Below are 13,099 nucleotides of genomic sequence, written 5' to 3' on the forward strand. Positions count from 1 at the left end.
TAAAAGCCGTTCTTTTCTCCATACCTCAACAGGATAATCACCCCGTCAAGACCGCCAGCCAAACCAGTTAAAACCTTTAAAGCTCAACCCGCTCAACCAACCAAAGGGACGAACCAACCTGCCGCTAGCAGCGTCGCCGCCCTCGTTGTGGCGCCATATAGACCCCACAATCCAAAACTGTCAACGACCAATCCAAAATTTTCCAAAAATTCTTTCCACAGGCTTCAAATGAAAAGGACCGCCCAAAGGCAGTCCTATATAGAAGCGTCGACCCCGCTTCAGGCAGAGAGCCATCCCATGCGGTCGGCCACATCATTTGCAAGCGCTTGCACCCGCCTGCCCATGTCTTCTATCGTGTCGGGACGCGCTTCCGCAGCCATCATCGACAAAGCGATGCCCGCTGTAGGGTGAAACGGCCGATCGCAGATCGCGGCGCCGATGCAGAACATGCCCTCACGCAACTGGCCATTATCGAGCGAATAGCCCCTTGCCTTCACGTCCGCCATCTCCGCCTCCAGCACCTCAAGCGAAGGGGCACTTGCCGGCGTAATCGGTTCCGGCCATTCGGATGGCAGGTGACGGGCGAGCTCCTGCGGCGACATCGCCGCCAGCATCGCCTTGCCGGTCGCGGTAAAGACAGCCGGAACCCGCATACCAATGCGGAATGTGATTCCCAGAGGCGCGGTCGAGTTGCGGCACGAAAGATAAATGACATCCGGCCCTTCGAGATGCGATAGCGTCAATGTATGCGCGCCCAGCCCATCCGCCTCCGCCACCGCCTCATGAAATGCATCGACAATGTCGCTGCCCGCCATGAACACATTGGCCCAGCGCACCGATTGCGACCCCATCGTAAAGCTTCCGTCGCTGTTGAGCTTAAGCAGTTTGAGGTGCACCAGCGTCTGGCAAAGCCCGTGCACGCTGCTTTTCGGCAAGCCAGTCCGGCGGGCAAGATCGGAAAGCTTGAGCCCCTCCGCCACTCCCTTGCCGCTTTCCTGCGCGGATTTAGCAATCTGATCCAGAATTTGTGCCGCGCGCATAACCGCTGGCACCAGTTTCTGGGAACTCTCCTCGTCGCTCACCGTTTTCGTCATAGCTTTGCCATTCACCCGATAGTCCGCCTGATTAACTGTTTGACTTTGGTTCTCACGGCCTGTTTAATTCAAAATACCGTAAGCTGTTCAGTATACTGAACACGCTTTCTCTGCAAGACTGGGATGGAACATCAATATGCTCGCTTTGAAAGACCCCTCACTGCTCAAATCGCAATGCCTTGTTGACGGGCGCTGGATAGACGCCACGGACGGCACCAAGATCGACGTGACCAATCCGGCAGACGGTTCGGTCGTCGGCACGGTTCCCTCCCTTTCTGTCGCGACCATCAAGGAAGCCATCGACGCTTCCGCCAAGGCTTTCCCGGCATGGGCAGCCAAGACTGCCAAGGAGCGCACCGCGATCCTGCGCAAATGGTTCGACCTCATCGTGGCCAATGCTGACGATATCGCTCTTATCATGACGTCCGAGCAGGGTAAGCCGCTTGCAGAAGCACGCGGCGAAGTTCTCTATGCGGCATCATTCATCGAATGGTTCGCTGAAGAAGCAAAGCGCGTTTATGGCGACACCATCCCTGCCCCGCAGGCGGGACAGCGCCTGACGGTCATCCGCCAGCCGGTCGGCGTTACTGCCGCAATCACCCCCTGGAACTTCCCGGCAGCGATGATTACCCGCAAGGCAGCACCTGCCCTTGCCGCCGGTTGCACCATGATCGTGCGCCCCGCCGATCTTACGCCGCTGACGGCGCTGGCGCTCGGTGTTCTCGCTGAAAAGGCGGGCATCCCGGCTGGCGTTCTGCAGATCGTTACCGGCAAGGCCCGCGAAATCGGCGCCGAACTCACCAGCAATGATATTGTACGCAAGCTCTCATTTACGGGCTCAACCGAAGTGGGTCGCCTGCTGATGGCGCAATGCGCACCGACCATCAAGCGCATCTCGCTGGAGCTTGGCGGCAATGCGCCATTCATCGTGTTTGACGATGCCGATCTCGATGCTGCTGTCGACGGCGCCATGATTTCCAAATACCGCAATGCCGGGCAAACCTGTGTCTGCGCTAACCGCATCTATGTGCAGCGTGGGATTTATGACAAGTTCGCCGAAAAGCTAGCGGCCAAGGTCAAGGAACTCAAGGTCGGCAACGGCACGGAACCAGGTATCGTCATCGGCCCGATGATCGAGCCGAAAGCCATCACCAAGGTCAAGGCGCATATCGACGACGCCGTGTCCAAGGGTGCGAAGCTCATCACCGGTGGCAAGGAACTGGGTGGTCTGTTCTTCGAGCCCGGCGTGCTGACAGGCGTGACCCCGGACATGATCGTGGCCAAGGAAGAAACCTTCGGCCCATTGGCTCCGCTCTTTGCCTTCGACACGGAAGAAGAAGTCATCGCCATGGCCAATGACACGATCTTTGGTCTGGCTGCTTATTTCTATACGGAGAATTTCAGCCGTGCGATCCGTGTCAGCGAAGCGCTGGAATACGGCATGGTCGGGCACAATACCGGGCTCATTTCCAACGAGGTCGCGCCTTTTGGCGGCGTGAAGCAGTCGGGCCTCGGTCGTGAAGGCTCGAAATACGGCATCGAGGAATATCTCGAGACCAAATATATCTGCAGCGCCTACAAGCGTTAAAAACTGCTGCTTTCCATACCGTTCCATGGAAAGTAGCCTCAAAGAAGATGGCGCGCATTGTTCGCGCCATCTTTTTTATTTATAGACGGTGCAACCGCTAATATGGCTCTCGCCTAAGATAATCCGGAAAATATATGCTGCGCCGCCTTTACGACTGGACGATTTCGCTTGCCGCAAGAAAATCCGCCGAATGGTGGCTTGCCATCATCGCCTTTGTAGAAAGCTCGGTCTTTCTTGTCCCAGCCGACGTCCTGTTTCTGCCGATGGCGCTTGCCCGCCCCGAACGCGCCTGGCGCTATGCCTTCATCGCGACGGTTTCGTCTGTCCTTGGCGGCATTGCGGGCTGGTATCTCGGTTATCATGCTTATGAACAGATCGCCAAACCGGTACTCGAAATGTATGGCAAGCTGGACTCGTTCGAGCAGTTGCGCGGCACGACCAGCGCCGACACCATTCTATTGATGCTGATCACTTCCGGTCTTGCGCATTTGCCACCGATCAAGGTGGTGACGATCCTGTCCGGTGCGGCCGGCATCAATATCTGGCTGTTCATTGCATCGGCTATCGTTGCGCGTGGCGCGCGCTTTTATTTCCTGGCCTGGCTGCTGCGCCGATATGGCGAACCGATCCGCGATTTCATCGAAAAGCGCCTGGGCCTGATCGCAAGTCTCGTGGCTGTGGCCTTGATCGCGCTCTTCTTTGCTGTGAAATATCTTCACGCCTGAGCGGTTCGCCCAAACTCGGTCAAAATAAATTGCTTGGAGACAAGCCAATTTTTTCGCTTAGGTTTATCTAAAGAGCCTTTTCAGGGAATCCCATATGGCGTTTGCACTCAACAATCCGGTCGGCAAAACACAGGCATGGACCGCAGGCATTATGACCATAGGCCTTGCCGCGACTGTCGGCACGGCGCTTGGCTTTGAGCATCTCGCAGGCTTCATGCCTTGCAAGCTCTGCCTCGAACAACGCACGCCTTATTATATAGGCGTTCCGGTTCTGGCTGCTGCTTGGGTCTCCTACGGCCTGAAATGGCCCCCGGTCCTGACGCGCGGTCTTATTTTGGTCAGCGCGCTCTTGATGACCTTCGGGCTGGCGCTTGCCATCTATCATACCGGCGTTGAACTGAAATACTGGCCAGGACCGGTCGATTGCAGTGCCGCAACGATGAAGGTCACGCTGGATGCGGGCAATCTCCTGAGCGATCTCAATTCCACGCGTCCGCCCGCATGCGACAGCGCGCCGGGCCACTTCCTCGGCTTGTCCTTTGCCGGATGGAACGTCGTCGCAAGCCTGCTCTTTGCAGCGATCGGCTACTACGGCGCTTTTGCGAAAAGTGGGAAACAACTGTAGGGATTAGGGTTCCAGTTCGACATCCCAATAGAGAAAATCGAGCCAGCTGTCGTGCAGATGGTTGGGCGGGAAAAGACGGCCGTTATTGTGCAGGTCCTGCACGGTCGGCATGATGGGCTTCTGGCGCGGCCACATATGCGCGACGGCGGGCATCATGCCGCCCTTGCGCAGATTGCAGGGTGAACAGGCGGCGACCACATTTTCCCACGTCGTCTCGCCGCCATGGCAACGCGGGGTAACGTGATCGAAGGTCAGGTCATGCGGCGAGCCGCAATACTGGCACTCGAAACGATCACGCAGGAAGACGTTGAAGCGCGTAAACGCAGGATAGCGCGGCGGCTTTACATAATCCTTGAGGCAAATCACGCTCGGAACGCGCATGGAAAAGGACGGCGAGGAAACGATGTGATCGTATTCCGCCACGATATTCACACGCTCGAGAAACACCGCCTTGATCGCATCCTGCCAGGACCAGAGCGACAGGGGATAATAGCTGAGCGGACGGTAATCAGCGTTCAGAACCAGCGCGGGCAAGCCACTGGTCGAGACGGTTCTGGGTGAGACGGCAACATTCAAGGCGCACCTCCTTCGGAGCAACTCCGAAAAAGGGCGAAATGGCTCTCCATGCGGAATTGCGCTTTCATCGAAGCGCCGCGCGTCCATTTTGGGCGCAACAACGACGCTCCAATCTCGTGAGGACGGGACTGCAATCAGCAGAGAATCAAGCGTCTGCGAATCGAAATTCCATCATCAGCCGATACGGATAATGTAAGCCCGACATGACAGGATTGTGAAGCGGAAACGCATTTATGCTTCGGGAAACACGCAAGTTTTACAGCAGCATCTATAAAAGCGGCGCGGCCTCACGTCCCTTGATCGCCGCATAATAAGCCCAGAATAATCGCGCCGCCACGCCGCGCCACGGTGCCCATTCTTCCGCCAGCTTGCGAAGGACCGCGGCATCGGGCCGGGTCTCATGGGCGAAGGCGTGCCCGACAGCCGTTTGCAGCGCCACATCGCCAGCCGGAAACACATCCGGATGACCGGCGGCAAACAGAAGATAGACCTCCGCCGTCCAAGGGCCGATTCCCTTGATCGCCGTCAGGGCCGCGATTGCTTCCTCGGCTGGCAGGTCGCAAAGCCCGTGCAGGTCGAGGCCACCTTCAGCAAGCGCTTCGCTCACTGCCAGAAGCGTTTTCTGCTTGGGGCGCGAGAGACCGGCAAAACGCCAGGCGTCCTCCCCGCCTGCAATATAGGCTTCGGGTGTCAGCGGATCGATGGCCCGCTTCAGCCGCGCCCAGATTGCGGCAGCGCTGGCGGTTGAAACCTGCTGTGCGACGATAATCGAAGCAAGGCTTTCAAATCCGGGTTCGGACCGGCGCAGCGGCACGGCATGGGCGCGGCCGCGAATTTCGGCGAGCCGCATATCGGCGAGAACCAGAGCCTCCAGCCCGGCCTCAACATCGCTCAATGTATCGATCCGCCGCATCGGACAGCCTTTCATTCTCTTGGCGCACAACGTACCAATGGAATCAGATGACATTCAACTGACAACAAGCTTGCCATGACCACACCTGTGTTCCGCTTTGCTCCCAGCCCCAATGGCCAGCTCCATCTCGGCCATGCCTATTCCGCTCTTTTGAACGCGGACATGGCCAAAAAGAGTGGCGGTCGCTTCCTGCTGCGCATGGAAGATATCGACATGGCGCGCTGCACGCCAGCACTGGAACAAGGCATCTACGACGATCTCCACTGGCTTGACCTGACATGGGAAACCCCGGTGCGCCGCCAGTCGGAACATTTTGGCGAATATCGCAACGCCCTCACCAAACTTGCCGATAAAGGCCTCGTCTATCCAGCCTTCCTCAGCCGGGGTGAAGTTCGCGAGCTGATCGGCGAAGCTTTCGCCAAGGGCGAGGACTGGCCCTCCGACCCGGACGGCACGCCGCTTTATCCTCAAGGCGAGCGCGATCTGACCGAAAAGGAACAGATGGAACGCATCGCTTCGGGCATGTCTTATGCCTGGCGGCTCAACATGGACAAGGCGCTGGAAGCCGCAGGTGAGCCACTTTTCTGGCACGAAAGCGGTGCCGGTCCGGATGGTAAAACAGGGCGCATTGAGACCAATCCCGCGCAATGGGGCGACGTGGTGATCGCACGCAAGGACACGCCGACCAGCTATCACCTTTCCGTGGTGGTGGACGATGCGTTGCAAGGCATCACCCATATCGTGCGCGGGCGCGATCTGTTCCACGCGACCTCCGTACACCGGCTGTTGCAAAAGCTTCTCGGCCTGTCTGAGCCGCTTTATCATCATCACGATCTGGTACTGGGCGACGACGGAATGAAACTGTCGAAGAGCCGTCATGATACGGCGCTCGCCTCATTGCGTGAGCAGGGCTTTACGCCTGCCGATATTCGCGCCAAGTTATCATTATAAATGCTATTTTCGCCGCAGCGTCACAGATGATGTGCCGGCGCCCCGATTGACGAAAGCGCGCCGAAGCGGTTCAAAGGCGCTTGATAGCTGGCACTGAAGAGTGGCGGCAGCATATTTGTTTACATTGAAGGAGGCAGAGCCATGGTTTCCCAGAAAGCCGGTAATTACGTTGAGATTGAAGGCTTGCGCATTGCCCCCGAGCTGGTGGAGTTTCTGGCGAAAGAAGCCGCGCCCGGCACCGGCGTGGAGCCGGAAAGTTTCTGGAAGGGCTTTGCCGCCATCATTCGCGATCTCGCACCGAAGAACCGCGCCCTCCTCGCCAAGCGCGATGAGCTTCAGGCCAAGATCGATGCCTGGTACAAGGAAAACCGTGACAAGGGCTACACACAGGCCGACTACCAGCAGTTTCTGAAGGATATCGGCTATCTCCTGCCGGAAGGCGGGGAATTTTCGGTTTCGACCACCAATGTCGATCCGGAAATCACCCATATCGCAGGCCCGCAGCTTGTCGTTCCGGTCATGAACGCGCGCTATGCGCTGAACGCCGCCAATGCGCGCTGGGGTTCGCTCTATGATGCGCTCTACGGCACCGACGCGATTTCCGATGCCGACGGAGCGGAAAAGGGTAAGGGTTACAATCCGAAGCGTGGGCAGAAAGTTATCGCCTGGGCGAAAAACTTCCTCGATGAAAGCGCGCCGCTTGCCACCGGCAACTGGGCCAATGTCGCCGGCCTCGCCGTCAAGGACGGCAAGCTTGAAATCAAGCTGACCGACGGTTCGGCAACGGCGCTGAAGGATGAAAGCCAGTTCAAGGGCTATAATGGCGATGCCGCCGCCCCGGCCAATGTGCTTCTCGCCAAGAACAACATGCATGTCGATATCGTCGTCAATGCGGACCATCCGATCGGCAAGACCGATCCGGCGCATATTGCCGATGTGGTTCTGGAATCGGCTGTCAGCACGATCCAGGATTGCGAGGACTCCATTGCCGCCGTCGATGCCGAAGACAAGGTTGCTGTCTATCGCAACTGGCTTGGCCTGATGAACGGCAAGCTGGAAGACACGTTCGAGAAGAACGGCAAGCAGATGACGCGCCGCCTCAATGGCGACCGCAGCTATAAGGCTGCGGACGGCTCCGATCTGACGCTCAAGGGCCGTTCCCTGATGCTGGTGCGCAACGTCGGCCACCTGATGACCAATCCGGCCATTCTGGACGCCGAAGGCCATGAAGTGCCGGAAGGCATCATGGATGCGGCCTTCACCAGCCTGATCGCGCTGCATGATATCGGCCCGAATGGTCGCCACATGAATTCGCGCGAAGGCTCGGTCTATATCGTCAAGCCGAAGATGCACGGGCCGGAAGAAGTGGCTTTCGCCAACGAGCTTTTCACCCGCACGGAAGAAATGCTCGGCATGAAGCCCAACACGCTGAAGATGGGCGTGATGGACGAAGAGCGCCGCACGACCGTCAATCTCAAGGAGGCGATCCGCGCTGCCAAGGATCGCGTTGTCTTCATCAATACTGGCTTCCTCGACCGCACCGGCGATGAAATCCACACCTCCATGGAAGCCGGCCCGATGATCCGCAAGGGCGACATGAAGCAGGCCGCATGGATCGGCGCTTATGAACAGTGGAATGTCGATATCGGTCTGGAATGCGGTCTTTCCGGCCATGCGCAGATCGGTAAGGGCATGTGGGCCATGCCCGACATGATGGCCGCGATGCTGGAACAGAAGATCGCCCATCCGAAGGCCGGTGCGAACACCGCATGGGTGCCGTCACCGACTGCCGCCACGCTGCATGCCACCCATTACCACCAGATCGACGTTGCCGCCATTCAGGAAAAACTCAAGAGCCGCCCGCGCGCCAAGCTTGACGACATTCTGTCGGTGCCGGTCGCAACCCGCCCGAACTGGACGCCGGAAGACATTCAGAAAGAGATCGACAACAACGCCCAAGGCATTCTCGGTTATGTCGTGCGCTGGGTCGACCAGGGCGTCGGCTGCTCGAAGGTGCCGGACATCAACAATGTCGGCCTGATGGAAGACCGCGCAACGCTGCGCATTTCCGCACAGCACATCGCCAACTGGCTCTACCATGGCGTCGTGACCGAAGCGCAGGTGATGGAAACCATGAAGCGCATGGCCGCCGTCGTCGACAAGCAAAATGAAGGCGATCCCCTCTATCGCCCGATGGCCGCCGACTTCGACAAGTCGATTGCCTTCCAGGCCGCCTGCGATCTGGTCTTCAAAGGCCGCGAACAGCCGAACGGCTACACTGAGCCGGTCCTGCATCGCCGCCGGCTCGAATTGAAGGCGCAGGGCTGATTCTTTTCACTTGCAAGTAATCGAAAACGGCGGGAGAAATCCCGCCGTTTTCTTGTTCAATAAGGCTCTGAAATGCCCCTCCTCATCCGCCATGCGACGGAAGCCGACCTCCCTGCCTTGCTCGCCATTTATAATGATGCAGTCGAGAACACGCTCGCCATCTGGAACGAAACGCTCGTCGATCTGGAAAACCGTCGCGAATGGCTTAAGGCCCGCAATCGTGACGGCTTTCCGGTGCTGGTTGCCGAACGTGAAGGTCAGGTCGTTGGCTATGCGAGCTATGGCCCGTTCCGCCCCTTCGAGGGTTTCCGTCACTCCTCCGAACTTTCGATCTATGTGGCGAGCGATGCGCGCGGCGGCGGTATCGGACGTGCGCTCCTGACCGAGCTTGTGGACGAAGCGCGCGAGCGCAAGGTGCATGTGCTGATTGCCGGTATAGAAGCGGGCAATGCCGCATCCATCGCGCTGCATAAATCGCAAGGCTTTGAGGATTGCGGCACGCTGAAACAGGTTGGCCAGAAATTCGGGCGCTGGCTCGATCTGACTTTCATGCAGAAGATACTCTGAATAAAAAAGAGCCGCTTTCGCGGCCCAGATTGATTACAAACCCCTCGATTTTTGGAAGCAGTCAAAAACGAGGGGTTTTGATTCCGATTTGTTCACGTTCTGAATCTGGGACGTTCCGTGAATCTGAGGTCATTTTGACCCTGCCGGAGGTTTGTCAGCAGTCTGTGCCGCTTTCGCGGCCCTTTTTATCAGTTCGGCTGTGGAACGGCAGTCCCGGTCGAAAGCTCGGTCAGACCGATTTCGCCTTCCACCTGATCGCTGCGGGCCATCAGGTAAAGACCAAGGCCGCAGGTCAGAACGGCGATGAACACCAGATACCAGGCATGGGCCATCGGGTTGACCGCCAGAAGCGACGTCACGATCACCGGCGTCAGACCCCCGAAGACCGCATAGGAAACATTGTAGGAAAACGACAGCCCCGAGAAGCGAACAGGCGCCGGGAATGCACGCACCATCACATAAGGCACCGCGCCCACCATGCCGACCGAAAGCCCCATAACCGCATAAAGCGCGAACAGAACAGGCAGAGAAACCGCCGCATAGGTGTAGAACACGAAAGTCGCAATACCGAAGAAAATGCCTGCAACGGCAAAGAAGCGCCCGCTGCCGATGCGGTCCACGATAGCACCCGCCGTCACCGTCCCAAACATCAGAAACAGCGTGCCGAAGCTTGTGGCGGCAAGCGACTGCAAAGGCGTGTAGCCGTAAAGCTTCTGCAGGAACGTCGCCGTCATCAGCGTGGTGACGACAATGCCAGCCGACAGGATCCATGTCAGCAGCACGGAAATGACGACGCCATGCATATGGTTGCGCAGAACAGTGCCAAGCGGCAGTTTATCCTTGAGACGATGGCTGTTCTTCATTTCGGTAAAGATTGGCGTTTCCGCCAGCCAGCGGCGCAGATAAACGGCAAGCAAGCCGAAAATGCCGCCGATGAAAAACGGAATGCGCCATGCATAGGCGGACAGTTCTTCGGGCGTGAAAATCCAGTTGATGGCGGTCGCGATCAGCGAGCCGATCATGATGCCAAGCGTCAGGCCGGAGCAGAGGAAACCGCAGGCCATACCGACGCGGTTGGCCGGAACGTGTTCGGCCACGAAGGTCCACGCGCCCGGCACCTCGCCGCCAATGGCAGCCCCCTGCAACATGCGAAAGACGATCAGCAGGATCGGTGCGCCAACGCCAAGCGTCGCATAGGTTGGCAGGCAGGCCATGGCCAATGTCGAGATCGACATCAGGAAGACCGAAAAGGCGAAGACACGCTTGCGGCCAAACTTGTCGCCGAAATGCGCCAGCACGATGCCGCCAATCGGGCGGACCAGATAACCGGCTGCGAAAATGCCAAAAGTCTGGATCAGCACAAGCCAGTCCGGCATGTCGGGCGGGAAAAACAGATGCCCGATCACACCCGCAAAGAATACGAAGATGATGAAATCGTAAAACTCCAGCGCGCCGCCAAGGGCCGAAAGGCCAAGGGTGCGGAAATCCTGCCGGTTAAGTGGCCGCGGATTATTGCTTGCGTGAAGATTCGTCGATGCCATCGATTCGCTCTCTTCTGATCAGGTCGCTGATATGATGCCCTCATTGCGGGGGCCGCGTTTTAATGCGCCAATTGCGCCTGCACTGCAAGGCTTGACTTCCCGATGCCAAATCTTATTTTAGAATCATTCTAAAATTTGGATTCCCGAAATGCTGAGCCGATTCTTTCGCAACGACCGACGCCCTTTCGATTCGCTTTCCGAACAGGAGATCCTGGCGCTTGCCATATCCTCCGAGGAAGACGATGCACGCATCTATCTGGCTTATGCCGATGGGTTGCGCGATGAGTTTCCGCAATCGGCAAAAATTTTCGAGCATATGGCGGCGGAAGAACATGGCCATCGCGATGCACTGATCGAGCGGCACAAGGCCCGCTTTGGCGACCGGATTCCGCTGATCCGCCGCGAACATGTCAGCGGCTATTATGACCGCAAGCCGGACTGGCTGGTGCGTCCGCTTGGCATCGACAAGGTGCGCGAAGCCGCGTCGGAAATGGAAGAACAGGCCTATCGATTCTATGTTGAAGCAGCCAAGCGCGTCAGCGATGCGGATACGCGCAAATTGCTGGGCGACCTTGCCCAGCAGGAAAAACAGCATGAAGCCAAGGCAGAATCGCTGGAACTGACACTGACACCGGATGATGTGCAGGATGAGGAGCGCACCGCCGAGCGCAAGCAATTCATCCTTACCTATGTCCAGCCTGGCCTTGCAGGCCTGATGGACGGCTCTGTCTCGACGCTTGCCCCGATCTTCGCCGCCGCCTTTGCCACGCAGGATACATGGCAGACCTTTCTGGTCGGCCTGTCCGCCTCGGTCGGCGCCGGTATTTCAATGGGCTTCACCGAAGCGATCCACGACGATGGCAAGCTGTCGGGTCGTGGTTCGCCAATCAAGCGCGGCCTGTCCTGTGGCATCATGACGACACTGGGCGGTCTCGGCCATACCCTGCCCTATCTGATCAAGGATTTCTGGACCGCGACAAGCATCGCAGCGATCCTGGTCTTCTTCGAGCTCTGGGCCATCGCCTTCATCCAGAACCGCTACATGGAAACACCATTCCTCCGCTCTGTGCTTCAGGTGGTTTTGGGCGGCGGCCTCGTGCTCGCGGCAGGCATATTGATCGGGAATGCCTGATCAATATGTACACTATATTAGTTATATACAATATAATTTTCGATAATATCAGTATATTGACAACGAGTATGCGTATTTAATAGATTTTAAACAAATACATATTGGGAGAGTACATGAAAGTCATCAGAAATAGAAAAGGCCACTTCTATAGTGGCCTTCTATAGCGTCGGGGGTCCGTCACGAACTTGCGTGCTGCCGACCGTTTCCCGACGTTTCATCAATAAATATACTGATCGCGACGAACCATGTCAAGATACCTTTCTGCTCCTGAAATAGCCTCAATCAGCACGCTCCTTTCAGCACCGCGCTTGGGAACATATCTGGCAATCACGCGTTCAAATACATCTGAAGACGCCATTGAACTCCATCAAGCAACGATGAGTCTCGGCATCGCGATCATGGCCGTCACCGGATTGATCGAAGTCAGTCTACGCAATGCGGTTTGCCACGAGCTGGACAACGCACTGCAAATAAACGGGTGGCTAAGAAATCCCCCGCGATCGCTCAAATGGTCTGCGCTCGAAGTGTATGCGATCAAGAAGGCAGAACAACAGGCGCGGCGCGCAATCTATTCCAAAATGACGAATGCTGAGAAAGTGGCGCTAGATGCCCTTGCGTTTCCCAATGGAGTGCCCGCCGGTATAAAACACCGTAAATTGGCAGAGAAACGTCAAGCGAGTATCAATCCTGTTTCAGATGGCCAGATCATCGCACATTTGACGATGCACTTCTGGAAAAGGCTTTTTTCAGAAAACTACGAACAGACATTATGGAAAAGAGCTTTAAAGAAGCTTTTTCCGAATAAAACGCTCACGCGAGCAATGATCGCTTCCCATCTTGAAGCAATATATGAAGTTCGCAATCGGCTTGCACATCATGAACCTGTGTATGGGAGCCGACTGGAAGCGATTCTGGAATCGATTGATTTTATGATCCGAAATTTTGGCAGCGTGAAACCGAGTGCCGAAACGCCGCTAGCCAAACTCATTTTACCTCAGCGTGACATTCTCTCAGGGCAAGTCGCGATCTTTAAAGCAACCTTTGACCGGCTCACATAAA

12 protein-coding genes are annotated in these 13,099 nt (G+C 57.0%); 8 read left to right on the forward strand and 4 right to left on the reverse strand.

Going from position 1 to position 13,099, the window contains the following annotated elements; genetic code table 11:
* Positions 1-278 precede the first annotated feature (278 nt).
* Positions 279-1,094 carry an IclR family transcriptional regulator gene (locus JNC70_RS13055; protein WP_374788634.1) on the reverse strand — a complete coding sequence of 272 codons (816 nt, stop codon included), beginning with the start codon at positions 1,092-1,094 and terminating at the stop codon, positions 279-281.
* A 136-nt stretch (positions 1,095-1,230) separates the two neighbouring features.
* Here JNC70_RS13055 and JNC70_RS13060 point away from each other — a divergent pair, with 136 nt between their 5' ends.
* The 3 genes from JNC70_RS13060 (at position 1,231) to JNC70_RS13070 (ending at position 4,032) form a co-directional block, all read left to right on the forward strand.
* A complete protein-coding gene (locus JNC70_RS13060; protein ID WP_374788635.1) occupies positions 1,231-2,682 on the forward strand; it encodes an NAD-dependent succinate-semialdehyde dehydrogenase in 1,452 nt (483 codons plus the stop codon).
* Positions 2,683-2,816: 134 nt separating this feature from the next.
* Complete coding sequence (locus tag JNC70_RS13065; protein WP_374788636.1) at positions 2,817-3,407, forward strand: YqaA family protein; 591 nt, start codon at positions 2,817-2,819, stop codon at positions 3,405-3,407.
* Between the two features lie 94 nt (positions 3,408-3,501).
* A complete protein-coding gene (locus JNC70_RS13070; protein ID WP_374788637.1) occupies positions 3,502-4,032 on the forward strand; it encodes a disulfide bond formation protein B in 531 nt (176 codons plus the stop codon).
* A gap of 3 nt (positions 4,033-4,035) precedes the next feature.
* Here the strand turns inward: JNC70_RS13070 and JNC70_RS13075 are convergent, their stop codons facing one another.
* Positions 4,036-4,608 carry an HNH endonuclease gene (locus JNC70_RS13075; protein WP_374788638.1) on the reverse strand — a complete coding sequence of 191 codons (573 nt, stop codon included), beginning with the start codon at positions 4,606-4,608 and terminating at the stop codon, positions 4,036-4,038.
* A 268-nt stretch (positions 4,609-4,876) separates the two neighbouring features.
* Positions 4,877-5,521, reverse strand: a complete 645-nt coding sequence (locus JNC70_RS13080) for a DNA-3-methyladenine glycosylase family protein (RefSeq protein ID WP_374788639.1) — start codon at positions 5,519-5,521, stop codon at positions 4,877-4,879.
* A 75-nt stretch (positions 5,522-5,596) separates the two neighbouring features.
* Between JNC70_RS13080 and gluQRS the strand changes: the two genes are divergently transcribed.
* From gluQRS to JNC70_RS13095, 3 genes are all read left to right on the forward strand, one after another.
* Positions 5,597-6,472 (forward strand): tRNA glutamyl-Q(34) synthetase GluQRS, encoded by an 876-nt coding sequence (gene gluQRS, locus JNC70_RS13085; protein ID WP_374788640.1) that lies wholly within the window; start codon positions 5,597-5,599, stop codon positions 6,470-6,472.
* Positions 6,473-6,613: 141 nt separating this feature from the next.
* The gene (locus JNC70_RS13090) at positions 6,614-8,800 is read left to right on the forward strand and encodes a malate synthase G (protein WP_374788641.1); all 2,187 of its coding nucleotides are present in this window, start codon (positions 6,614-6,616) and stop codon (positions 8,798-8,800) included.
* 72 nt (positions 8,801-8,872) lie between these two features.
* Entirely contained in the window at positions 8,873-9,367 is a 495-nt protein-coding gene (locus JNC70_RS13095; RefSeq protein ID WP_211695144.1) for a GNAT family N-acetyltransferase, read from the forward strand.
* 188 nt (positions 9,368-9,555) lie between these two features.
* On the opposite strand, the gene JNC70_RS13100 is transcribed toward JNC70_RS13095, so the two are convergent.
* A complete protein-coding gene (locus tag JNC70_RS13100; RefSeq protein ID WP_104753903.1) occupies positions 9,556-10,908 on the reverse strand; it encodes an MFS transporter in 1,353 nt (450 codons plus the stop codon).
* A gap of 148 nt (positions 10,909-11,056) precedes the next feature.
* Between JNC70_RS13100 and mbfA the strand changes: the two genes are divergently transcribed.
* Positions 11,057-12,040 carry an iron exporter MbfA gene (gene mbfA / locus JNC70_RS13105; RefSeq protein WP_104753902.1) on the forward strand — a complete coding sequence of 328 codons (984 nt, stop codon included), beginning with the start codon at positions 11,057-11,059 and terminating at the stop codon, positions 12,038-12,040.
* Between the two features lie 245 nt (positions 12,041-12,285).
* Positions 12,286-13,098, forward strand: a complete 813-nt coding sequence (locus tag JNC70_RS13110; RefSeq protein WP_104753901.1) for an Abi family protein — start codon at positions 12,286-12,288, stop codon at positions 13,096-13,098.
* Position 13,099 lies beyond the last annotated feature (1 nt).

Origin of the sequence: Brucella oryzae, from assembly GCF_041929965.1 — a bacterium.
GTDB lineage: Bacteria > Pseudomonadota > Alphaproteobacteria > Rhizobiales > Rhizobiaceae > Brucella > Brucella oryzae.